The 21201-nt window shown below is 61.5% G+C and carries 20 protein-coding genes; 12 read left to right on the top strand and 8 right to left on the bottom strand.

What is annotated here, in order from left to right:
* Positions 1-62 precede the first annotated feature (62 nt).
* Positions 63-1589 (top strand): hypothetical protein, encoded by a 1527-nt coding sequence (locus I6E51_RS12210; protein WP_307783957.1) that lies wholly within the window; start codon positions 63-65, stop codon positions 1587-1589.
* Here I6E51_RS12210 and I6E51_RS12205 read toward each other — a convergent pair.
* From I6E51_RS12205 to tdh, 4 genes are all read right to left on the bottom strand, one after another.
* Complete coding sequence (locus tag I6E51_RS12205; protein ID WP_197108183.1) at positions 1576-2607, bottom strand: NADPH:quinone reductase; 1032 nt, start codon at positions 2605-2607, stop codon at positions 1576-1578. The two genes, I6E51_RS12210 and I6E51_RS12205, sit on opposite strands and share 14 nt — an antisense overlap.
* Positions 2608-2672: 65 nt before the next feature.
* Entirely contained in the window at positions 2673-3449 is a 777-nt protein-coding gene (locus I6E51_RS12200) for a GntR family transcriptional regulator (protein WP_197108181.1), read from the bottom strand.
* An 8-nt stretch (positions 3450-3457) separates the two neighbouring features.
* Positions 3458-4639: a glycine C-acetyltransferase gene (locus I6E51_RS12195; protein WP_197108178.1), complete on the bottom strand. Its 1182-nt coding sequence runs from the start codon at positions 4637-4639 to the stop codon at positions 3458-3460.
* Between the two features lie 51 nt (positions 4640-4690).
* Positions 4691-5716: an L-threonine 3-dehydrogenase gene (gene tdh, locus I6E51_RS12190; RefSeq protein WP_197108176.1), complete on the bottom strand. Its 1026-nt coding sequence runs from the start codon at positions 5714-5716 to the stop codon at positions 4691-4693.
* 158 nt (positions 5717-5874) lie between these two features.
* Between tdh and I6E51_RS12185 the strand changes: the two genes are divergently transcribed.
* The 11 genes from I6E51_RS12185 (at position 5875) to I6E51_RS12135 (ending at position 18935) form a co-directional block, all read left to right on the top strand.
* Positions 5875-7107 carry an amidohydrolase family protein gene (locus tag I6E51_RS12185; protein WP_197110473.1) on the top strand — a complete coding sequence of 411 codons (1233 nt, stop codon included), beginning with the start codon at positions 5875-5877 and terminating at the stop codon, positions 7105-7107.
* A 156-nt stretch (positions 7108-7263) separates the two neighbouring features.
* Entirely contained in the window at positions 7264-8850 is a 1587-nt protein-coding gene (locus I6E51_RS12180) for an ABC transporter substrate-binding protein (RefSeq protein ID WP_197110472.1), read from the top strand.
* 41 nt (positions 8851-8891) lie between these two features.
* Complete coding sequence (locus I6E51_RS12175; RefSeq protein ID WP_197108170.1) at positions 8892-9887, top strand: ABC transporter permease; 996 nt, start codon at positions 8892-8894, stop codon at positions 9885-9887.
* Positions 9884-10681 carry an ABC transporter permease gene (locus I6E51_RS12170; protein ID WP_197108168.1) on the top strand — a complete coding sequence of 266 codons (798 nt, stop codon included), beginning with the start codon at positions 9884-9886 and terminating at the stop codon, positions 10679-10681. Before I6E51_RS12175 ends, I6E51_RS12170 begins: the two co-directional genes overlap by 4 nt.
* Positions 10678-12447, top strand: a complete 1770-nt coding sequence (locus I6E51_RS12165) for an ABC transporter ATP-binding protein (RefSeq protein WP_197110471.1) — start codon at positions 10678-10680, stop codon at positions 12445-12447. Before I6E51_RS12170 ends, I6E51_RS12165 begins: the two co-directional genes overlap by 4 nt.
* Before the next feature lie 30 nt (positions 12448-12477).
* Positions 12478-13032 (top strand): hypothetical protein, encoded by a 555-nt coding sequence (locus I6E51_RS12160; RefSeq protein ID WP_197110470.1) that lies wholly within the window; start codon positions 12478-12480, stop codon positions 13030-13032.
* Positions 13029-14492, top strand: coding sequence for a hypothetical protein (locus I6E51_RS12155; RefSeq protein ID WP_197110469.1), 1464 nt, complete (start codon positions 13029-13031; stop codon positions 14490-14492). Before I6E51_RS12160 ends, I6E51_RS12155 begins: the two co-directional genes overlap by 4 nt.
* 85 nt (positions 14493-14577) lie before the next feature.
* Entirely contained in the window at positions 14578-15660 is a 1083-nt protein-coding gene (locus I6E51_RS12150; protein ID WP_197110468.1) for a nitroreductase family protein, read from the top strand.
* Complete coding sequence (locus I6E51_RS12145) at positions 15657-16640, top strand: lysylphosphatidylglycerol synthase domain-containing protein (RefSeq protein WP_197110467.1); 984 nt, start codon at positions 15657-15659, stop codon at positions 16638-16640. The genes I6E51_RS12150 and I6E51_RS12145 overlap by 4 nt, the downstream gene beginning before the upstream one ends.
* A gap of 82 nt (positions 16641-16722) precedes the next feature.
* Positions 16723-17703, top strand: a complete 981-nt coding sequence (locus I6E51_RS12140; protein WP_197108150.1) for a glycosyltransferase family 2 protein — start codon at positions 16723-16725, stop codon at positions 17701-17703.
* The gene (locus tag I6E51_RS12135) at positions 17700-18935 is read left to right on the top strand and encodes a polysaccharide pyruvyl transferase family protein (protein ID WP_307783955.1); all 1236 of its coding nucleotides are present in this window, start codon (positions 17700-17702) and stop codon (positions 18933-18935) included. The genes I6E51_RS12140 and I6E51_RS12135 overlap by 4 nt, the downstream gene beginning before the upstream one ends.
* A gap of 19 nt (positions 18936-18954) precedes the next feature.
* Here the strand turns inward: I6E51_RS12135 and I6E51_RS12130 are convergent, their stop codons facing one another.
* The 4 genes from I6E51_RS12130 to I6E51_RS12115 all read right to left on the bottom strand — a co-directional run bounded on the left by I6E51_RS12130 (position 18955) and on the right by I6E51_RS12115 (position 21168).
* On the bottom strand, positions 18955-19869 hold the full coding sequence (locus I6E51_RS12130; RefSeq protein WP_197108148.1) for a cation diffusion facilitator family transporter: 915 nt from the start codon (positions 19867-19869) through the stop codon (positions 18955-18957).
* The gene (locus tag I6E51_RS12125; protein WP_197108146.1) at positions 19869-20258 is read right to left on the bottom strand and encodes a metalloregulator ArsR/SmtB family transcription factor; all 390 of its coding nucleotides are present in this window, start codon (positions 20256-20258) and stop codon (positions 19869-19871) included. Before I6E51_RS12125 ends, I6E51_RS12130 begins: the two co-directional genes overlap by 1 nt.
* Positions 20259-20437: 179 nt before the next feature.
* On the bottom strand, positions 20438-20698 hold the full coding sequence (locus tag I6E51_RS12120) for a hypothetical protein (RefSeq protein ID WP_197108144.1): 261 nt from the start codon (positions 20696-20698) through the stop codon (positions 20438-20440).
* A gap of 158 nt (positions 20699-20856) precedes the next feature.
* Complete coding sequence (locus tag I6E51_RS12115) at positions 20857-21168, bottom strand: PLDc N-terminal domain-containing protein (protein WP_197108143.1); 312 nt, start codon at positions 21166-21168, stop codon at positions 20857-20859.
* Between the last annotated feature and the right edge of the window lie 33 nt (positions 21169-21201).

The following is a 21201-nucleotide window of genomic DNA, read 5'->3' as shown; positions in this document are numbered from 1 at the left end:
GGCCGCTGCAGAGAGTGGGGTGAACGCGTATCGCCGCGACTGCAACTCCTGCTCGTCCTCACGTGCGCGTTCTGCGCCCTCTTGTGATCGAGCTTCTGTGGCTTCTCGGCGCGCTCGGTCTCGCGCTGCTTGTCGTCACCTATCTGGCCGGAACACCAGGCCGCGGCGAGTTGATGTTCCTCGACGGCGACTCGATGATCGTCCCACTGTTCTCGCGGTCAATCCTCGAAGGCACCGCGAGCAACTGGGCGATGTCGGCCGTACTGTTCGTGCCGGAGGTCACTGCGTTCCTCGTGCTCTCACTGCTCGGCTGGGACATCCACGAAGCACAATTTCTTTCGGCGGTCGCTAACTTTGCTGGGCTCTATCTCGTGTTTCGAGTTGCCGCCGTCACGGTAGCGAAGGGCAACCGGGCGGCGCTCGCAGCGACCGCAGGTTTTGCAGCCGTCTGCATCCTCGCCAGCACCGAAAGCGCCGGCAATGGAGACAGCCCAGAGCTCGCCTCTCTCTTGGCGGTGACCACCTACTACGCCGCAACGGTTCTCGGTGTGCTGCTCGCCGTGGGCATCACGCGCCGCATTGTTGCTAGCTCATCACCTCGACGCATCCTCGTGATTGCCCTCTTCGCCATCGCGGCGGTATCCGTAGTCACCAACCCGCTTTATCTTGCCTGGGCCACCGCGCCGCTTGTCCTCATCGTGATCATCGTCTGCGCTGGCGCTGGGAGGGGGCGTTCAGCGCTGTGGTCAATCGTCGCGCTCGTCGGCGGCTCTGCGCTCGGGTACCTGCTGCGGATTCCGCTCGCGCCGTGGATCGTTGCGAACCCAGACAACTACTTTCAGCCACACCGCTCCCGGGCATCCTTCGGGTACTACTGGGCCCTGCTCCTCGAAAGGCTGTCGAGCCCCGGCGGTGTGCTCGCGGTCGCTATCGTGGTCGCGCTCACGCTGCTCGGCGTGTGGCTCACACTGCGCTCTTTGCGTCACGGAGCAATCGGCTCTGCAGTGGTCGCGGCCTATTCGTGGTTTGCGCCAGTGGCGACCACGGTTGGCTTCATTCTGCTGGGCACCGAAGCCTCGCGTTACCTGCAGTTGTGGGCGTTCGCCCCGGCACTCGCCCTTGTCGTCCTGATTGCGGATGCGCGGCGCGCGGCACCCACCGAGACTCCCTGGCGGCGGCTCGTCGCTTTCGCTGCCATCCCCGCGTTGCTCGGTGGTGTCACGTTTATCGCGGTGCTACCGGCGGCCGCCCAACGAGCAACCGAGCACGACACCTCGCTCGACTGTGCGGTGGACTGGGTGAACGCATCAGGCGCGGTAGGTGCTGGTCAGTTCTGGAGTGTTCGCGCCGTCAAGACTCATGTGGATGACCAGGCTCAGCTCATCCAAACCGATTTCGCCCTGCGCGACTATGCGTGGTTGGTCGATCGTTCAGATTTTGACCAGCACGAGGTGTCGTTTCTGATCGTTGACGATCAGAGCGCACCATTCACGCTTCCCGCCGCAGCCGAAAACCTGCCCTCGACCACGATCGACTGCGGCCGTTTTCAGATTTTCGATTACAGCCCGGCGAGCATTACGCGACCGTAACGTCGATCAGCACCTTGCCGACGGCTCCGCTCTCAACGAGAGCGTGAGCATCCGCGGTCTGCTCGAGCGAAAAGCGGTGCAGCGGCAGGCCGGTCTCTTCGCCGATGCCGAGCGCCCCATCCTCAAGAGCGCGGTTGATGGCGTCGGCCGCGGCACGAATCGCATCAATGCCCACGGTGTAGAGCAACACAAATTGGTAGCGCACGTTGAGGGCGAAGTGGCGGCGCACATCAAGAGTTACGTGGTCTCCGCCGTTGTTGGCGTACACAGAGATCGAGCCTCGATTGCGAATGACCGCAAGGTCGAGATCAGCATTCTGAGCGGGCGCGACTTCAACAATCTGGTCGACGCCTTCGGGCGCAATCGCCCGGATCTGATCCACGATGTCGGCGTCGGTATAGGTGAGCACGTGGTGGGCGCCCGCGGCAGCGGCAAGGGCCGCTTTCGCCGGTCCGCTCACGGTCGTGATCACGGTTGCGCCCGCCCAGCGAGCAAGCTGAATCGCGGCATGGCCGACGGCACCGGCTCCACCAGCAATGAGTACGACCTTGCCGCTGAGAGCGGTCGGATGCAGTTCGTCGGGGCCGTCTTCGGCCACGGTCAGCGCGCGGTAGGCGGTGACCGCGGGAACCCCCATGCTGGCGCCTTGGTCAAAGCCTGCGCACGCGGGCAAAGCAAAAACACGTTCGGCGGGCAGCACGGCCTGCTCTTGGCTCGAGCCGCTGTTCGAGCGCTGGTACGCGGCGAGGGCAAGCCACACGCGGTCGCCGACGCTGACATGCTGCACGTCAGCGCCGACCGCCTCAACGATGCCGGCACCATCTTGGCCGGGTACAACCTCGTCAAAAGGCAAGGCCTGACCGGATGCCGCCCCACGGCGTGACTTCCAGTCGGTCGGGTTCACTCCGCTCACGACGATGCGGACGCGCACCTCATTCGGCCCGGGTTCGAGCACGGGCCGCTCAACCAACTGAAGTACGGAGGGGTCGCCGGTCTCGCTGTAAACGATTGCTTTCATACCAACTCCAACGTTGTCGTGAGGGGGAACAATTCCCGGCCGCCAGCAGTGGCGGCACTAAAAATCTAGTGCCCGGGGATCGCACTCCACGGTGCCCGCATGGTGCGCACGAAGGAGTACATCACGAGGGTGGGGTGGTGGTGTTCGAGGGCGTAGAAGATGCGTTCGCCGCTGAGGGTGACGCCGATGGTCTCCCACATCTTCGCTTCGGTGCCCTTCTCAAGTTGCAGCAGGTCGGCGTACTTGTCGTCGAGCAGAGCAACTCCAGCGGTCACGATTTCCCACGCGATGCCTTCACCCCAGAGCTTCTTTGCCGACTCGTAGACGGGGTCGGTGGGGTCGATCGCGTCGTGTTCCCCGGCGGGCAGCGGGATCGTGTATTCGGCGACCATCGCGGCCTGCTCGTCGGCGTACCAGCGCAGCACGATCTTCACGGCGCGGTTGGTGCTGAGCGGTGACAAGAGGGGAGCAAGATCGGCGGGCAGCTCGATCGTTTCGGCCGTCAAGATTTCGACCGACGGCGTGTAGCCCATGCGCGCGAGCACCTCGCCATAGGAGACGCTCGCCTCAAAGCGTGCGCTCAAACGCAGAGCAACCGGGTCAACAACAGTGGCGGCACCCTGGCTGCGAATCACAATTCCCTGACGCTCCAACTGCGCGAGCGCCACCCGAACCTGCGGGCGGCTGCAGTCCAACCACTCGGCAAGCTTGAGCTCGCCGGGCAGTAGAAAGTTGGAGTCGCGGGCTGCTTCGCGCACATGACGAAGCACTCCACTGAGGATGCGCTCATCCTCCGTGAGTGAACCGGTGACGATGCGGCCTTCGGGGACCGTGATTTCCATGTGCGCTCCTATGCGGCGATCGACTCTCGTGCGGCCACAAAAGCCTCAACGCAACGGCTGATGTCCTCGCTTGAGTGTCCAGCCGACAACTGTACGCGAATACGAGCTTTTCCCAGCGGCACGACGGGGAACGAGAAGGCGATCACGTAGACGCCGAGCGCGAGCAGGGCATCCGCCATCGCTACTGCTTCGTGCTCGTCGCTGAACATGACCGGAATGATCGGATGCTCGCCCGGAAGCAGAGTGAACCCGGCCTCAGCCATTCCGGCGCGGAACTGTTCGGCGTTTGCCTTCAACTTGGCGCGGCTCTCGGCCCCTTCTGCCACGAGGTTGAGCGCTTCGATCGAGCCAGCAACAACGGAGGGCGCAACAGCGTTTGAGAAGAGATACGGGCGAGCGCGCTGACGCAGCAGCTCTACGATTTCGGCGTGGGCGCTGATGTAACCACCGGATGCTCCGCCCAGCGCCTTGCCGAGCGTGCCCGAGATGATGTCGACGCGGTCGGAGACGCCGCAGTGTTCTGGGGTGCCGGCTCCGGTCTCGCCGACGAAGCCGACAGCGTGCGAATCATCGACCATGACCATCGCGTCGTACTGCTCCGCCAGGTCGCAGATCGCTTCGAGCGGGGCGAGGTAGCCGTCCATCGAGAAGACACCGTCGGTGACGATGAGGCGGCGGCGGGCATCCTTCGCAGCAATAAGCTGTGCTTCGAGGTCGGCCATGTCGCGGTTCTTGTAACGGTAGCGGGCTGCCTTGGAGAGGCGGATGCCGTCGATGATCGACGCGTGGTTGAGCTCATCAGAAATCACGGCATCCTCAGCGCCGAGGAGCACCTCAAAGATGCCGCCGTTCGCGTCGAAGCACGAGGGGAACAGGATGGTCGCCTCCATGCTCAGCAGTGCCGAAAGCCGGTTCTCGAGCTCAACGTGCTGGGTCTGGGTGCCGCAGATGAAGCGCACGCTCGCCATCCCGAAGCCCCACTCGTCGAGGGCATCCTTCGCGGCAGCGACGAGGCGCGGGTGGTTGGCCAGACCGAGGTAGTTGTTGGCGCAGAAGTTGAGTACCGGCTTGCCACCCGACTCAACGTGGGCAGCTTGCGCAGTGTCGAGCTGGCGCTCGGTCTTGTAGAGGCCAGCGGAGCGGATCTCACTCAGGGTCTCGGTGAGTTGTTCGCGAACTGTTCCGTACATGGTGTTCTCCTAAAAAATATGGGGTGGGGCCGGTAGCGAGAGCGACGCGAGCTACGACCAGTCGATGATGACCTTGCCGCCATTTCCGCGGCGAGCGGTCGCGAAGGCTTCTTCCCACTGTTCAGCGGGGAAGCGGTCGGTGACAACGGCGGAGACATCCAAACCGGTGTGCACCATGGCATTCATGGCGTACCAGGTCTCGAACATTTCACGACCGTAGATGCCCTTGATGGTGATCATGTGGGTCACGACGGTGGCCCAGTCGATGCCGATCGGTTCGGCGGGCAGGCCGAGCATGGCGATGCGGCCGCCCTGGTTCATGTTGCTGATCATCTCGGGCAGGGCGGTGGGGTGACCGCTCATTTCGAGTCCGATATCGAAGCCCTCTTTCATGCCGAGCAGCTCTTGAGCTTCAGCGATGCGCGTTGTCGACACGTTGATCGCGAGGTTCACGCCCATGTCGCGGGCGAGTTGCAGCCGCTCTTCGTTCACGTCGGTCATCACAATGTTGCGGGCGCCGATGTGGCGCGCGACCTTGGCGGCCATGAGTCCGATGGGGCCGGCGCCGGTAATGAGCACGTCTTCGCCAACCATCGGGAACGACAGTGCGGTGTGCACGGCGTTGCCGAGGGGGTCAAAGATGGCAGCAAGCTCGGGGTCGATATCGGTGGGATGCGCCCAGACGTTCTGTTCGGGAATGACGACGAATTCGGCAAAGGCACCGTCGCGGTTTACACCAATGCTTGAAGTGAATTTGCAGAGATGACGACGGCCGGCACGGCAGTTGCGACAGTGGCCGCAGACGACGTGACCTTCGCCCGAGACGAGCGCGCCGATCTCGACCGAAGTGACTCCTTCGCCGAGCTCCACGACGTGGCCAGAGAACTCGTGGCCAGGAATCAGGGGAGCGTTGATGGCGCCGGCGGCCCACGCATCCCACGACTCAATATGCAGGTCAGTGCCACAAATGCCGGTGCGGGCGACCCTGATTTTTACCTCCCCGCGACTAGGAGTTGGTTCGGGGCGTTCGGCCAATATGAGGCCGGGTCCGGCCTTGTCCTTATAGAGGGCCTTCATCGTTGATTCCTCTCAGGCGGCGCGACACCGGCGCATGGTCGCGCTTGTGGCGCGCCTCATTTGACGTGTCCGCTGCTGTGTTTCAGAGTACTGTCACTTGTTTACAAGTGCCACTCTTCTGCTAGCGTCGTACAAATCATAAGTTGAAGGAGCCATTCGTGACCGAAATATCCCAGCGCATCGAGGGAATATCGCTATGGGATGGAACGGCCACACACGGCATTGGCTCCCTCAGCTGGACAGGTGACCGGATCGACGCGGTAGAAACCGTCGCCGACAGCACGGCCACCGATTCGGATGCCGCAACCACGACATCCGAATACAGCGTGATCCCGGGCCTCATCGACACTCACGTTCACCTCGGCGGCTACGCCGGACCGAACACGGTCGACTGGGTTTCGTGGCCGCTCATGACGCCGTGGGAAGAGCAGGTCTTCCACATCGCGGCGAACGCCCATCAGGCAGCCCGCAACGGCGTGACCACGCTGCGCGATCTGGCCGGCGACGGACGTCAACTGGCCGTCAAGCGCGCCTTCGATCAGGGCATTCAGCAGGGGCCGCGCATTCTTGTGCACGGCCCCGTCGGTATGACGGCGGGCCACGGCGATCTCTTCATCCCGCCGCACTACCCGCACCGCACTCCCACCGCCGACAGCCCAGACGAGTGTCGCAAGCTCGTGCGCGAATACGCTCGCGCCGGTGTTGACGGCATCAAGATCTTCACGAGTGGCGGCGTTCTTTCGACCGGCGACAAGGTCGGCTGGCGTAACCAGACCACCGCCGAAATCGAGACAACCCTCGATGAAGCCCACGCTCTCGGCCTCAAGGTTGCAGCGCACAGTCACTCCACCGAGGGCAACCAGATTGCTCTGGATGCCGGAGTCGACTCCCTCGAACACGGCACTGGGATTACCGAAGAGCAATGGCCAACGCTGCTCGAGCGCAACATCTCGGTTGCTCCCACGCTCATGATCAACGACGTGATCGCGGAAGCTCGCATCCCTGTCTCGGCCGAAGCGCAAGAAAAAGCGCAGGCCGTTGTGCTCGAGCGCAACACCAACTTTGCTGCAGCAGGTCGCGCCGGGGTGCGCTTCGTGCTCGGCACTGATGCCAATGGCATTTTCGTGAAATTCGGCGATCAGATGGAAGAAGTGCGTCTGATGGCCGAGATGTTTGGATGGAGCGCCGAACGTGCGCTGCGGTCCGCGACCTCGGATGCCGCCGACGCGATCGGCCTGGCACACAAGGTCGGAACCCTCGCGACCGGATGGGGCGCTGACTTTGTCGTGCTCAAGGGTCGTCCGTGGGAAGACATCACTCAACTTCGAACCGAAAACATCGTCGCGGTTGTCTCGCGCGGTGTCGTTGTGTTCGGAGAACTCCCGCAGTAATCGCGTCACCAGCTCAACCAGCACCACCCGCGTTACCAGTACGACTACCTCCAGTAGTAAGTGCAGCACCAGCACCACTCGCAGCATCCGCATCACATTCCGCAGTACCACCGCAACGCTCACCACGTTGCGTCGACAGCACTGAAAGGACCGAGTATGAACTCCCCGAAAAACCGAGTACTTCGCTGGGGCATTGCCCCCATCGGAGCGCTTGCCGCACTGGGCCTGTTGGCCTCTTGCGCGGCAGGGCCAACCGCTTCGCCCAAAACGGATATCACGATGGCAGTCACGGGCGACCCCGTCTGCCTCGACCCCCAGCAGGTCACCCTCACCACCGCGCTCAACATTGGCCGCCAGGTTGTTGACTCGCTCATTGATCAGGATGCTGAAACCGGTGAACTCGTGCCGTGGCTCGCAGAGAGCTGGGAAACCAACGATGACCTCACCGAGTTCACTTTCGAACTGCGCGATGACGTCACCTTCAGCGATGAGACCGCACTGACGGCAGACACCGTGGTCAAGAACCTCGATGCTCTCTTCGAAATGGGTTCCACCGCATCCCTCGCTTCGCAGTACCTCGCCGGTTACGAAGGCAGCACCGCTGTTGACGAGAACACGGTGACCGTGAACTTCGAGTCGTCGAACGCCCAGTTCTTGCAGGGCGCAAGCACCATCACGCTCGGCCTCGTCTCTGACGCCACCACCGAACTCAGCGCTGAAGACCGCTGCCAGACTGTTGTCGGCACCGGCCCGTTCACGATCGACTCTTACGTGGCTAACGACTCCGTCGTGATCGCCAAGCGTGTCGGCTACGACTGGGCATCCGAACTTCGCGGCCACAGCGGTGAAGCACTCGTTGACACCGTCACGTTCCCGATCACGCCTGAGGCAGGCGTGCGCACCGGTGGACTCCAGACCGGCGAATTCGACATCATCCAGGACCTTCCTGCCGTAGACGAGACCCGCTTCGACACCGCGGACTACAACATCTACGCTCGCGGAAACCCCGGAATGCCCACGAGCCTCGTGCCCAACACCACACGCCCCGTCGTCAGCGACGAGATCGTGCGTAAGGCAATGCTGCTCGCCACCGACCGTGCCGAAATCACCGCACTCACCGGTTCGTCGCAGTCGCAGCCCGCATCGAGCGCACTCAGCTCCGCGACTCCCGGCTACAGCAGCCAGGAAGACGCGATGGCCTACGACCTCGATGCAGCCACCGCGTTGCTCGACGATAACGGTTGGGTAGTCGGCTCTGACGGCATCCGCGAGAAGGACGGCCAGCGTCTCACCATGAGCGTTACCGCCTTCTACGGCCAGGATGTTCTTGAGGCAACTCAGATTCAGCTCGCTAAGGCTGGCATCGACCTGCAGCTCAACATTGTGACCGCCGGAGACTTCTTCGGAGCCATCGCGACCGGCGACTACGACTTCTTGAGCGCCAGCCTCACGCGCACTGACCCCGACGTTTTACGGGTCACGTTCTCGAAGGATGCCGTCTCGAAGTGGGCCATCATCGATGACGCTGAACTGGAGTCGCTCCTCACCGAGCAGGCCACTACGGCAGACACCACCGAGCGCACGGCACTCATCGCCGAAATTCAGGAGATGATTATTGACCGTGCGTACCTGATCCCGCTTCTCGAAGTTGCTCAGGTGCACGCCTCAACCGCTAACGTTTCTGGTCTGACCTTCGACTCGTCGTCGCGCCTGATCATGTACGACGTCAGCGTTTCGGAATAACTCTCACGGGGTGATGTGACCAGCATGAATGAGCCTCAGTCATGACACAGGTGAAAGCCTGGGCCAGCTACCTGCTGCCCAAAATCGGACAGTTCCTGTTCGTTGTCGTGGCTACCTACACGCTCGTTTTCGTGCTGGTCCATTTCCTGCCCGGTGACCCGTTGATCGCCGCCCTTGCAGCAAAGGGCGGCGCATCAACGGTCATCGATCCGGCCGAGCTCGACGCCCTGCGGGTGCAGTACGGGCTCGACGGAACACTCTGGCAGCAGTACTTCGGCCACCTCATCGCGGCGGCTCAGGGAGACCTCGGTGTCTCCATCTCCACCGGAGTTCCCGTGACCGAGATGATTGCCCGAGCGTTCCCCTTCAGCGTGCAGATCGCCTCCCTCGCCCTGCTCTTCGGCGTGACATCCGCCGTTCTCATCACTTTCTTGGCCTACGCAGCACCGTGGCCGTGGCTGCGCCAACTGCTGCTGCAGATTCCGCCATTCGGGATCGCGGTGCCCGCCTTCTTGAGCGGTCTGCTGCTGATCAGCGTCTTCGCTTTCGCTCTCGGCTGGTTGCCCTCCGCCGGCGCTCGCAGCTTCGACGCCGCAATCCTGCCCGCGATCACGCTCGCCCTGCCCGTCGGCGCCCTCTTCTTCCAGGTCTTCTCTTCTGCCGTGCTCGAAGCCCAGAACAGCCCCTATGTCTTTACGGCCGTCGCGAAGGGTGTACCTCCGCGCCGCATCTTCACGAAGCACTTGCTGCGCAACGCGATGCTGCCCTCCATCACCATTCTCGGATTACTTATCGGGTACTTGGCGGGCGGAACCGCTGTTGTCGAGACCGTCTTCTCGCGCGACGGAATCGGCCGCATGACCGTCAATGCTGTGCTTGCTCGCGACATCAACGTCATCCAGGGCGTCGTGCTGGTGGTGGGCGCGATCTATGCGCTCGTCAACTTGCTCGTGGATGTCGCCTACGGCTTCATCGACCCGCGCACCAGAATCGGTGGCGGCGTTCCCTCGCGCGCACGGTTGGGGGCAAAGAAGTGACCAATCTGCGCAAGCCCGGCTTCGTTCTGGGGCTCATCATTATTGCGTTGGCGATCGTGGCCTCTCTGGCACCTCAGTTGCTCGCGACCCACGATCCTTTCGAGTCGGTCGCCACTGATCGCCTGCTGCCGCCGAGCGCTCAGTACCTGTTCGGCACCGATAACCTGGGCCGCGACCTCTACTCGCGCGTCATCTATGGAGCAGCCCTCTCGCTGCTCTCGGCATCCCTCGCCGTCGTCGTCGGCGTTGTTGTGGGTGCCGTCGTCGGCCTCATTTCTGGCTTTGTCGGCGGGCGCACTGATTTCATCATCATGCGTTTCGTGGATGTGCTGATTGCGGTTCCCGGAGTTCTGCTCGCCCTGATCGTCGTCGCCAGTCTCGGTTTCGGCCCGGTCTCGCTCGCCCTCGGCGTTGGCCTCGGAGCCGCGGGCAGTTTCGCTCGCGTCATGCGATCGCAAGTGCTGCGCATCCGCAGCGAAGAGTATGTCGAAGCGGCTCGGACCCTCGGTGTTCGCTCGCCCGCGATTCTCGTGCAGCACGTGCTGCCTAACGCCGCCCGCCCCGTGATCGCGATGGCGGCGCTCGAAATGGGCACTGCGATTCTCTCGGTTTCGGCTCTGACTTTCTTGGGCTTCGGCGCCCCGCCGCCCGCACCCGAGTGGGGCGCGCTCGTCTCGGCCGGTCGCGACTACGTGGCGACCAACCCCGGCCTCAGCATCATTCCGGGTGCCGTAATTCTTGTGGTCGTGCTTGCCGTGAACCGGGTAGCACGATCGATCGGAGGCGACGAATGATCGAGCAGAAGACAGACGACAAGACGGCGGCCAACGACAACATCCTCGTCGTGCGCGACCTGCACGTCTCCTACGCGACCCGCTCCGGCTCGGTGGCGGCCGTGCGCGGCATCAGCTTCGTTGTTCCGCGCGGCAAAATCGTGGCGATCGTCGGCGAATCGGGCTCGGGCAAAAGCACTACCTCGCAAGCGCTGATTCGGCGCCTGGCATCCGGTGGCCGCATCGACAGCGGCTCCATCGAATTCGAAGGTCGCGATCTCGGCCCGATGTCGGAGCGCGAGCTGCGCTCCATTCGCGGTGGTCGTATCGGCTTCGTGCCGCAAGACCCCAGCAAGTCACTCAACCCGCTCATGCGCGTCGGCGACCAGATCTCCGAAGCGCTGCGCCTGCACCTCAAGCTCGACAAGGCAGCAGCCGCAGCCGAAGCCGTGCGCATCCTCGACGAGGTCGGGCTGCCGGATCCGGAGGCTCGCGCCACCCAGTTTCCGCACGAACTCTCGGGCGGCATGCGCCAGCGAGTGCTCATCGGAATCGCCTGGGCCTGCAACCCTCAACTCGTTATTGCGGACGAGCCAACCAGCGCCCTCGACGTGACCGTGCAACGCCACGTTCTCGACAACATCGACGAACTCGTGCGCCGCCACAACACCTCCGTCGTTCTCGTCACCCACGACCTGGCCGTCGCCGCCGACCGCGCCGACTACGTCGCCGTCATGAGCAATGGTGAGATTGTGGAGCAGGGAACGACCGCACAGGTGCTGTCGGCCCCTACCCACGAGTACACGAAGAAACTCGTGGAATCCGCTCCGGGGTTGGCGAGCAGGCGCCTCACCCCGTCATTGACGGCTCTCGGCGAACAACAGCAATCGAGCGCGGGAAAGCTCTTCACCCACACCCGCCCGGCGCAGCCTGCGGGCTCGGCCACGGCATCCGGAGCAGCAGCCGTCGCTGCCGACAGCGGGGCGGATGCCGCTGGAGCCACCAACATTCTTGAGGTCTCGAACCTGGTCAAGACCTTCGCTCTCCGCCGCCAAGGCGGTGGCTCGCAAGTGTTGCGCGCCGTGGACGATGTCTCGTTTGTCGTTCCTCGCGGCTCGACTTTCTCGATCGTGGGGGAGTCGGGTTCGGGTAAGACGACGACCGCCCGCATCGCGGCTCGTATCGCGTCGGCCGATTCGGGCACCGTCAGCTTCGACGGCACCGATGTCACCTCGCTCTCGGGCGAGGCGCTGCGCCAACTGCGTCGCCGCGTGCAGGTCGTCTACCAAAACCCGTTCGGCTCGCTCGACCCCAAGATGTCGATTGAGCGGATCATCGCCGAGCCCTTGCGCGCGTTCCGAGTGGGCGACCGCACGCACCGCGCTGAGATGGCGCGCGAGCTTCTAGAGCACGTGAGCCTCAGCCCCTCACTCGCACAGCGTCGCCCCACCGAACTCTCGGGCGGCCAGCGCCAGCGCGTCGCCATCGCGCGTTCGCTTGCGATCGGCCCCGAACTGATCGTGCTCGATGAGCCCGTCTCCGCTCTGGATGTCTCGGTGCAAGAGCAAATCCTGCAACTGTTAGTCGACCTTCAGGTGCAGTTCGGGCTCAGCTACCTCTTTATCTCGCACGACCTCGGCGTCATCCGCCAGATCTCTGACCACATTGCCGTGATGCGCTCGGGCAAGGTGCTCGAAGCGGGCACCGCCCACGATGTGATGTCGAATCCGCAGCATGAGTACACGCGGGAACTGCTCGAGGCGATTCCGGGCCAGCGCGCGGTCTAGGCTCCACAACGCCCTCTATATACTGAACCGGTGATGGGAACTGCTCGGATAACGCTGATCGGCGTGCTTGCGATTGCGATTCTTGCGAACGTCGTGCAGTTTCAATCGATCGACTCCGTCGCCCCGCAGAACTATCAGGCGGTGAATCGCAATATCAGCTCTAACATCGTCGAGATTGTGAGCCAAGACACCGCGGTCAAGAACATCTACGGACCGTACTGGGCTCTCTCCGAGCACCAGCCGGATGCCGTTATCCGGCTCTCTGCGGACGACGCTGAAATCTTCCCTCTGCTGCAATTTGTTGTGATGGGTTACGGCAGGGCTGACTCTTTCTCTCTTGCCTCTGAATCGCTAGCCGACGTCACGAGCCTCGACGAGTTGCTCGCTAGCCCAGCGGTCTACTCGACGACTACAGGGCTAGCGTCTGGCCACGGGCACAGTGAAGAGAATTGGTACTACATTCGTGGCGAGTGCTCCCGCGATGACCCTTCCGAACTCGTCATCGGTCATCTGATGGACGAGACAGATCACGCTTTGGTTTTCGCCGATAGCTGCTTGTTGCCGAACGGTGGGCTGAGCGAATGATTCTCGAAGTCGTCTTTCTGCTGTCGATGGTGTTGGGCGGTTCTGCCCTCATCCAGGTCGCTGGCGCGCGTGGGCTGGGGGTTCCCGTCCTTGGCGCGGTAGCCGGGCTAGCTCTGTACCTCTGCATCGGTGCTCTCCAAGTGCTAACCCCGATCACGACCACTCCGTTACTCACGATGATTCTCACCGCTGCGATTCCGAGCGCGCTCTGGTTGTGGCGTCGATTCCGCGGAGCAGTGCTGCCGGTGCGACCGCTGTGGGCGGGAATCATCGTCGCCGGCGTCGTTGCCGCGGTTGCACTGTTTCGCGCCTTGCCTCAAGTTGCTTGGTCCTACGACAGCCTGCAGTACCTCCTCAACGGCTCACTCATCGCCAACAACAGCATCACTATTGCGACGAGCGGCCTGCTGCCCAAACGACTCATTGGTGTTCCCGAGCTGCACGCCGCGGCCAACCTTGGCGGCGAGTACTACGTGCAGTCGATCACTCCGTTGATCTCAGTGCTGGTGTTGGCTTTGCTGTCGTGGATGTTGTGGGAGTCGTTGGCGACGCGACTCAACAAGCGTGCGCTCTTGTTGCTCATCGTCGGGGGAGTGCTCTTTCTCGTCTCGATGAACCGTTTCGTTTTTCATGCGTTTTATCTCAACGGGCACCTTCTCTTTGCGTTGCTGATGCTCGTCATTGTCGGTGGTGGCTGGATGCTCGTCTCCACTGAATCTGTCAGCAAGACGGCCCTCGTCACTGCGATGGCGTTGTCGATCGGTGCGGTTGTTTTTGTTCGCGCTGAGTCACCGATTTTGGTGTTCTTGGTTCTTCTCCCGGTGATCGTCGACCGCTCGGTGAGCGTGCTCCATAAGTCGATCCTCCTTGCGATTCTGGGTGTGGCAACGATCGCTTGGCAGCTGTTTATGGCTGCTGTCTATCGTGCCGACGGGCTGTCGGTTGAATTCTCTGTGTGGGGATTGTTGGCGTTTGGCGTGCTGATGCTCGCGGCGATCCCGTTGCTTCGGTGGAACCTTCTGATGAAGCGCGGCCGCGTGTTGTTGCTTCTTGCCGAGGCTCTTTTGTGGGTGGCGCTGATCGTGCTGGCACTCCGGGAGCCTCTGATTCTTCGCGAGAGCCTTTCCGCAACGTTCCAGAACGTCGTGATGGGCGCGGGCTCGTGGGGAGTCTCTCTGATCTTGCTCGCCGTGCTTCTGGTCGTCGCTTCGTTTATTGCGGTGCCCAACAGCGTGAATCTCCGCTTCCCGCTCACCAGTTTCGTTCCGCTTGGTTTTTTGCTGGCGTACTTGAGGGATGCGGCCTACCGCGTCGGCGACGGCGACTCGCTCAACAGAATGTGGATCCAGCTCGTTCCGGTCGCGTTGTTCTACGTTCTTATCGCGCTCGGCGTTGGTCAGTGGCGGCGCTCATCCACGGTTTCCCAAGCCAAGCCATCGTCAGTCGCTAACAAGGCGTAGCAGATATAGTTACTACGGCGTTGACGCGCCTGCTCTCAGTTGAGCGGGCACGACGCCTTTTTACGTTCTGAAGTGCGGAGAGAACTTGCTGAAGAAGCTCAAAACTATCGCGACAAATCTGTTGGCGATCACATGGATTCGAAAGACCTACGAGGTCGTCAATCGCGTGTTCCTCGAGACGTTCGGATCGAGCCGCATTCTTGCGCATTTCTTCTACATGTTCGGCTTTCTTGCCTTCAACCGCGAGCAAGCAGGAGTGCTCCGCGGGCGTCGCAACTACTACCGCAACAAGAACCAAGACCGCACCTCTCGTGTAGAGCTGCGCCGCAACATCCACCGCCTCGAAAAGGGTCTCGTCATGAGACCTCGGCGCGATATCTTCGCGCGTGACTACATCACCGAGACGGTCGAGTTCTATGAGCTCGCGGCCGAGCAATGCGCAACCGACACCAGCACGATGGAGTCGAGCGAAATGGAGTGGGCCCACAACGTCTTGGCGGAGTACTTCCGGGCCAGCACCGGCAGCGACCCTGTTGTGGATGCCGCGCGCGCCCGTTTTGCGAAGTTGGCTTACCAGCCGCAGACCAGCGACAAGGTTCCGTACGTCAAGAAGAACCTCTCCAGCGTCAGCTACGAGCAGTTGCATGAGCTCGCGATGCAACGACGTTCGGTGCGCTGGTTCGATGAGAAGCCGGTTCCACGCGATCTCGTTGACAAGGCATTGGTAATCGGGCGCCAGTCTCCGACAGCCTGTAACCGCCTTCCCTACGAATTCCGAATCTTTGATGACCCAGAAATGGTGAAGACGGTCGCCGGGTTGCCATTCGGTGCCGCGGGTTATGCGCAAAACATTCCCACGATCATCGTCGTTGTCGGCAAGCTCGAGAGCTACTTCAGCCCCAGAGACCGCCACGCGATTTACATCGACTCGTCGTTGGCTGCGATGTCGTTCATGTATGGCCTCGAAACCCTTGGTCTCAGCTCGAGCGTGATCAACTGGCCCGACTTCGAACCGCTTGAAGCCACAATGCAGAAGACTCTGGGGCTTGACGTCACCGATCGTGTGATCATGCTTATCGCGGTCGGCTATGCGCACCCCGAAGGTCTCGTGCCGTACTCGCAGAAGAAGGAACTCGATACGTTCCGCTCCTATAACCAGTTGCGATGACAACGCCCGTTCCTTCGCGCTTGCCCAAACGCCTTCTGAGGTATGGGCTCACCGTCATTGTGCTCGCGCTCGTTGCCGTGCTGTTTTGGCGCGCGCTGGCGGACAACTGGGCTGAAGTGCAAGCGCAGAAGCTCCAGTTCAACTGGCTGATGGTCGCCGCGATTGTGTTGTTCGCTGTTGCCGTGCCGGTCTCAGGGTTGCTCTGGGGTGCGATTGTCAATCGGATGAGCGCGTCAGCAGCGGTGACTCCGCGGGAAGCGATGGCCGTGCATTCGGCGTCGTGGCTTCTCAAATACGTTCCCGGCCAGGTTGGTTCTCTTCTGAACAAGGTGATTTGGGGAAAGAAGCGGGGGATCAGCCGCAGCATCATGGTGATCTCGTTCATTTACGAGAATGTGTTCCTCCAGGTTTCATCGATCGTTCCGAGTGCCGCAATCCTGCTTGTCAGCGTCGGGCTGGTGATCTTTCAAGACAACCCGGTCACGCTTCTGCTTCCGATGCTCGCCCTCATCCCGTTGCTCGTCGTTCTTGACCGCAGACTCTTTCATCCCGTGCTCAACTTCGGCGCGCGTCGAGTGCTCAAGCAAGATCTGCCGCGGGAGTACTTCTTGCCGCCCCGCGCAGTGGGTGGGTATCTCGTTGCGTTCGTGGCACCGCGCATCATCAATGGTGTCGGCTTCGTCTTGGTTGCCGCCTCGTTCCTCGATCTCACGCCCGCCTCGTGGCTTCCGTTGGGAGCAACGTACGTTCTCGCGGGCGCGATCGGCATTTTGGCGGTCTTCGTGCCGAGCGGGCTTGGCGTTCGCGAAGCGGTGATCTTCCTCTTCGCTCTGCAGTACATGACCCCAGCGCAGGCTGTCATTCTTGCGTTGCTTTCTCGTCTGCTCAGCACCATCGCCGATGCCTTTGTTGCGCTGTTCTATGCGGCGCTCACGCTGTCGCTTAAGCGTTTACCGCCTAAACTCGTTCAGGGCTCTTAATGTTCCCTCACCAACTTTCTGCTTTGCCGCCTCAACCTAAGGTCCGTCTTGCGACCTTTTTGCACTTGGAGATGATTTTCTCGTGAAAGTTTTCGTTCAAATCCCTTGCCTGAATGAAGAGCACACGTTGCCTCTCGTTCTCGAGTCGATTCCGAAACACATCGACGGAGTAGACGAGCTACACATCTTGGTGATTGACGACGGCTCGACTGATCGCACCATTGAGGTGGCGAAAGAGCACGGGGTCACTCACTTTGTGCGTCATCCCGGCAACCGTGGCTTGGCCCGGTCGTTCTCCGATGGCGTCAGCTATGCGCTCGCTCAGGGTGCCGACATCGTGGTGAACACCGACGGTGACAACCAGTACCCCCAGAACCGCATCCCCGATCTCATCGCTCCCTTGATGAATGGAACCGCAGACATTGCGATCGGTGACCGTCAAACGGCAACCATCGCGCACTTCTCACCGTTCAAGCGCCTTCTTCAGCGTTTCGGAAGCCGCGTGGTCAACATGGCTGCAGGCACCGATGTTCCGGATGCCGCGAGCGGATTCCGCGCTTACTCGCGTGAATCGCTCCTTCGACTCAACGTCGTCACCGAGTTCAGCTACTGCATGGAAACGATCATCCAGGCCGGCCACAAGCGCATGCGGCTCGCAAGCGTTCCGGTTGAGACGAACGCCAAGACACGCGAATCGCGTTTGTTCTCGTCGATGTGGCAGCACGTGGGCGAATCTGCGCGAGCCATTATTCGCAGCTACCTCATGTTCCGGCCTTTGGCGTTCTTCCTGCCGCTGGGCACCGGGCTCACCGTTGCGTCGCTCATCCCCTTCGTGCGCTATCTGATTCTCTGGTTGTCTGGCACTGCTGGCGACCATATCCAGTCGCTCATTTTGGGAGCGGCGCTCCTCGTTGGTGGACTATTGGCCTTCGCGCTTGGCTTGCTTGCCGACCTGATGCGAATCAACCGCATCCTGCTCGAGGACTCTATGGAGCGCACGAAACGAATTGAATTTGGCCCGGGCTATACCCAAGCCAAACTGAAGCGAGAGGCTGGAAAGTGACCGCTCCCCACGTCACCATCATTGGGTCCGCACTAGCGGGCAACAAGGGCGCTTCGGCAATGCTGGAGAGCGCGATCCAGACTCTGGAACCGCGGCTGCCCGGAGTTACCTTCACTCTCTTGAGCATGTATCCCGAAGAGGATCGCGCTCAAAACACCTACACGAACCTTGAGATTGTTGCCGCGAAGCCGGCGCAGCTGGGCGTCGCGATCAACTCGCTCGCACTGCTCTACCGCATCCTTCCCCCGCTCCGCCCGGTGATTCGCAAGAACTCCAAAGCAATCGGTGCCTTGGTTCGCTCGCAGGTGCTGCTCGATCAGGGCGGCATCACGTTCACAGACGGCCGCGAGAAGTTCTTGCTCTACAACGTGGCGTCGATCCTTCCGGCGATGTTCGTGAAGACGCCGGTGTTCAAATGTGCCCAAGCAATTGGGCCATTCAAGAACCCCATCAACCGTCGGGCTGCTCGCTTCTTCTTGCCCAGGGTCAACACGATCGTGACGCGTGGTGCAAAGACGCATGAGTTCGCCGAGGGCCTTGGCCTGAAGAACCTGTACGCCGGTGCGGACTACGCATTCTCCCTTCAACTTGATGGCACCGAAGCCGCCGCCGTGGCGAAGAAATTCGACATGAGCTTCTTCGAGTCAGGCACCGTAGTGGGCGTATCGCCCAGCGTGGTGTTGCAAAAGAAGGTGGATGCTCGCGACGGTGACTACATCGGTCAGACCGCATCCTTCATCAGTCATCTTCTCGAGTCAGGCCGCAAGGTTGCGCTGCTGCCGCACAGCGCGCGCGACGATGCGTCTAAGACGCATAACAACGACCTGCCCCTGTGCCGCGAGATCTTTGAACGAGTGGGCGCGAACCCTAACCTTCTGTTTGTGGATGACGAGCTTCCGTCGCAACAACTTCGCTACATCATCGGCGAATGTGACCTTTTCGTAGCCAGCCGTTTTCACGCCATGGTGTCGGCACTCGCGATGACTGTTCCCACCCTCGTGATTGGGTGGAGCCACAAGTATCAAGAGGTCTTGGAAATGTTCGGCGCTGAAGAGTGGGCGATGCCGCACAGCGAGGCTGAGCTGGCGTCGCTTATTGTTCGGTTCGAGCAGCTTGCTGACTCGCGCGAAACTGTCGCAGCGTCGTTGAAGGAACACCTTCCCGCTGTCGTCGAGCGTTCGCTGTCGCAGGCTGACTTGATTGCGTCGATTGTGACCGCACGAACCAAATAGCTAGTCCGCTCGGTCAGACCTAGTGGTGGTGCACGTGTTCTTCGTCGATGTTGCTTTCTGGCTCGATCTGGAATGTTGAGTGTTCGATGCTGAGCTCGAAGTGTTCGGCGACGCATTTTTGTAGCGCTGGCAGCATCTCGGCGGCGTGACCGTCGCGGAAGCACGCATCGCCAACAATGACGTGCGCCGTGAGCACGGGCAGGTCGGAGGAAATGCGTGTGATGTGCAGGTCGTGCACTGCAGTGACGTGTTCCATGGCCAAGATGTGGGCACGCACTGCTTCGGGGTCGATGCCCTTGGGCGTGGATTCCAGCAGCACGCCGAGGCTGGCTTTGAGCAGGATGATGGTGCGGGGCACAATCAGGAGAGCGATCAGGATGCCGACCACGGCATCCGCCTGATACCAACCGAAGAGGGCGATCACGATTGCGCTGATGATGACGCCGACAGAGCCGAGCGCGTCGTTCACGACTTCGAGAAACGCCGCCTTCATGTTGAGGTTGGAGTTGCGTCCACCGGTCAGCACGATCATGGCGATGAGGTTGGCGACGAGGCCAATGATTCCGAAAACCAGCAAGCCGGTCGGCTGAATCTCGGGTGGGTCAAAGAGGCGGCGCACCCCTTCGACGAGAGCGTAGATTCCGACGGCGAAGAGCAGGCTCGATTGTGCCATAGCGCTCAGCACTTCAGTGCGCTTGAGCCCCCAGGAGTGTTTGCTGGTGGCCGGGCGTTGCATAAGGCCAGCAGCGAGCAACGCCATGAGGAGGCCGGCAGAGTCGGTGAGCATGTGGGCGGTGTCGACGAGCAGCGCGAGGCTGCCCGTGATGATTGCCCCAATGGCTTGGGCAATGACAACGCCGACGGTAATGATGAAGGCGATCAGTAGCCGAGTGCGGTTGGATGTGCCCGCGGCGTGGTCGTGCCCGGCGCCCATCAGTGCACTCCGCTGGCGTGTGCGCTGGTGACTGCAGGTTCGGGCGCGTGGTGGCTGTGGCGCAGGGTGTCGTCTACGGCGTGCTCCGCTTGGAACACGGCGACGCGGATGAGTTCGAGTGCGTGATCGTTACTGAGCCGGTAGTAGACGCGGGCACCTTCGTGGCGCGTGGTGACGACTCGGCTCATGCGCAGTTTTGCGAGGTGTTGAGACACGGTGGCTTGCGGCTTGGAGACGCGTTCCGCGATCTCCCCGACGGCCAGTTCTCCTTCGCGGAGGGCGAGCACGATGCGAAAGCGGGTGGCGTCGGCGAGCAGGGAGAAGATTTCGACAGCGACTGAAACGTAATCATCGCTGGGGTCTGACCAGTCCGAAATGTCTGCGCTCATACGAATATAATCACATGCGCAAGTTCTAATATCAATAGCGGGGCGGGGAACACAGCCACCACACAGCTGCGCAGCCGAGCGATTCTGTGGCGGTCTCCCGAGCCACATCCAGAGCCACCTCCACCGCCACGGCCGCCGCCGAGCGGCGCGCGTGGATGAGGAGCGGGCGGGCGATCGGCTTAGTCGCGGCGTTCGGCGTTGGTGAGCAGGAACTGCCGGTTGTGGCGCGCTTGTGCTTCATCGAGTGTGGAGCAGGTGCCGAGCGGCTTGGCGCGGTGATCGGTAATGAAGAATTCACCCGCCGAACTCCGCTCGATCATTCCAGCGAATTCTCCGGCGGCATTGCCGACCCAGAGACCAGCTTGAATGGGGGTCCACACGACGGTGGGGCGTGCTCGGTCTGTTGAACTTTCGGTCGGCCGGGGCGCGGCTATCGTCATAGTTTTTTACTCCTTCGAGTTCACACTATTGAAGACCTCAGACACTGCAGGGTTGCATCCCGCTGCTGTGCGGGTGGTGCTCACTAAGATTCAACTCCTTGCGAGCGAATCTGTCGAGGCCTCATTCGAGCAATTGTGTTGTTCGTAACATTCGCTGCTCAAGCGGGTGTCGGCTGCTCTTCTGCGCGCGCATCATCCAGCATCTTGCGGCGCCCGATGAGGAACCAGCAGAGGGGGCCAGCGATCGTAATGGCGAGCGAGATTGCAACCCACGCGGCGAGCTCGATGCCCCGCAGTGTGGAGCGATTGCGATAGATCGACACGAGTGCGAGCACGGACACCACGGCCGAGGCGAGCCCCAGCACGACGAAGAATCCGATGTAGGCGAACCAAAAGATCATCATGAAGACGACCGCGAACGCTGCCGACCCGTCGGGCCCACCGTTGCTCACTGCTGCAAAAATACTCATGTTTCAAGAGTACCGGGCTGGAGCGACGCACCA

Source organism: Salinibacterium sp. NSLL17 (assembly GCF_015864935.1).
Taxonomy (GTDB): Bacteria; Actinomycetota; Actinomycetes; order Actinomycetales; family Microbacteriaceae; genus Rhodoglobus.
The sequence above is the reverse complement of the archived record's forward strand: the minus strand, read 5'-3'. Positions and strand labels throughout refer to the sequence as shown.

Bases quoted from the DNA above. Each gene is read 5' to 3' on its own strand.
- I6E51_RS12205 (WP_197108183.1), bottom strand. From the start codon at position 2,607: ATGAAAGCAATCGTTTACAGCGAGACCGGCGACCCCTCCGTACTTCAG.
- I6E51_RS12200 (WP_197108181.1), bottom strand. From the start codon at position 3,449: ATGGAAATCACGGTCCCCGAAGGCCGCATCGTCACCGGTTCACTCACG.
- I6E51_RS12195 (WP_197108178.1), bottom strand. From the start codon at position 4,639: ATGTACGGAACAGTTCGCGAACAACTCACCGAGACCCTGAGTGAGATC.
- tdh (WP_197108176.1), bottom strand. From the start codon at position 5,716: ATGAAGGCCCTCTATAAGGACAAGGCCGGACCCGGCCTCATATTGGCC.
- I6E51_RS12180 (WP_197110472.1), top strand. From the start codon at position 7,264: ATGAACTCCCCGAAAAACCGAGTACTTCGCTGGGGCATTGCCCCCATC.
- I6E51_RS12175 (WP_197108170.1), top strand. From the start codon at position 8,892: ATGACACAGGTGAAAGCCTGGGCCAGCTACCTGCTGCCCAAAATCGGA.
- I6E51_RS12165 (WP_197110471.1), top strand. From the start codon at position 10,678: ATGATCGAGCAGAAGACAGACGACAAGACGGCGGCCAACGACAACATC.
- I6E51_RS12155 (WP_197110469.1), top strand. From the start codon at position 13,029: ATGATTCTCGAAGTCGTCTTTCTGCTGTCGATGGTGTTGGGCGGTTCT.
- I6E51_RS12145 (WP_197110467.1), top strand. From the start codon at position 15,657: ATGACAACGCCCGTTCCTTCGCGCTTGCCCAAACGCCTTCTGAGGTAT.
- I6E51_RS12130 (WP_197108148.1), bottom strand. From the start codon at position 19,869: ATGGGCGCCGGGCACGACCACGCCGCGGGCACATCCAACCGCACTCGG.
- I6E51_RS12125 (WP_197108146.1), bottom strand. From the start codon at position 20,258: ATGAGCGCAGACATTTCGGACTGGTCAGACCCCAGCGATGATTACGTT.
- I6E51_RS12120 (WP_197108144.1), bottom strand. From the start codon at position 20,698: ATGACGATAGCCGCGCCCCGGCCGACCGAAAGTTCAACAGACCGAGCA.
- I6E51_RS12115 (WP_197108143.1), bottom strand. From the start codon at position 21,168: ATGAGTATTTTTGCAGCAGTGAGCAACGGTGGGCCCGACGGGTCGGCA.